Raw genomic sequence first — 876 nt, forward strand, 5'->3', positions numbered from 1 at the left:
GCGCAGGAGGCCTTCTCGCGCTCGGCCGAGATCTTCGACACCACGATCGGCTGGCGCTTCATCAATCCGCTGCTCAAGGCGCAGTACGGCGTCGACGCGATGCCCGAGACCGGCGAGAACGTCGCCGAGGAATTCCAGGTCTCGCGCGCCGACCAGGACGCCTTCGCCATCCGCTCGCAGCAGCGCGCGGGCAAGGCGATCGCGGCCGGCTATTTTGCGGAGGAAATCACGCCCATCACGATTCCCGGCGGCAAAGCCGGTCCCATCACCGTCGACAAGGACGAACATCCGCGCCCTGAAACCACGCTGGAAGGTCTCGCGAAACTGAAGCCGATCGTGCGCAATCCCGGCACGGTGACGGCCGGCAACGCCTCCGGCGTCAATGACGGTGCCGCCGCCATGATCCTGGCGTCTGAGGCGGCCGTGAAGAAGCACGGGCTGACGCCGCGGGCCCGTATCCTCGGCCTTGCCTCGGCTGGCGTGCCGCCGCGCATCATGGGCATCGGCCCGGTGCCAGCCACCCGCAAGCTGATGGAGCGTCTCGGCAAGAAGATCGGCGATTTCGACCTGATCGAGCTGAACGAAGCCTTCGCTTCGCAGGGCATCGCCTGCATGCGCCAGCTCGGCGTGGCTGATGATGCCGATTTCGTCAATCCGCATGGCGGCGCCATCGCGCTCGGCCATCCGCTTGGCATGAGCGGCGCGCGCCTCGCCCTCACCGCGGTCCACGGCATGGAGAAGCGCGGCGGCAAGCTCGCGCTCGCCACCATGTGCGTCGGCGTCGGCCAGGGCGTCGCCGTCGCGATCGAGAAGGTGAATTGACGGTCCACTACGTGGACCGTCATCCCGGAGCCGCTCGTTAGAGCGGAATCCGGG

Annotated in this window: 1 protein-coding gene; it reads left to right on the forward strand. The window is 67.7% G+C overall.

Features of this window, described 5'->3' with window-relative positions:
• On the forward strand, positions 1 to 822 hold an 822-nt coding region (locus JHD07_RS18310), incomplete at its 5' end, for an acetyl-CoA C-acyltransferase (RefSeq protein WP_291624552.1).
• Positions 823 to 876 lie beyond the last annotated feature (54 nt).

The sequence above is a fragment of the Bradyrhizobium sp. genome (assembly GCF_016462955.1).
In the GTDB taxonomy this organism is placed as follows: domain Bacteria; phylum Pseudomonadota; class Alphaproteobacteria; order Rhizobiales; family Xanthobacteraceae; genus Bradyrhizobium.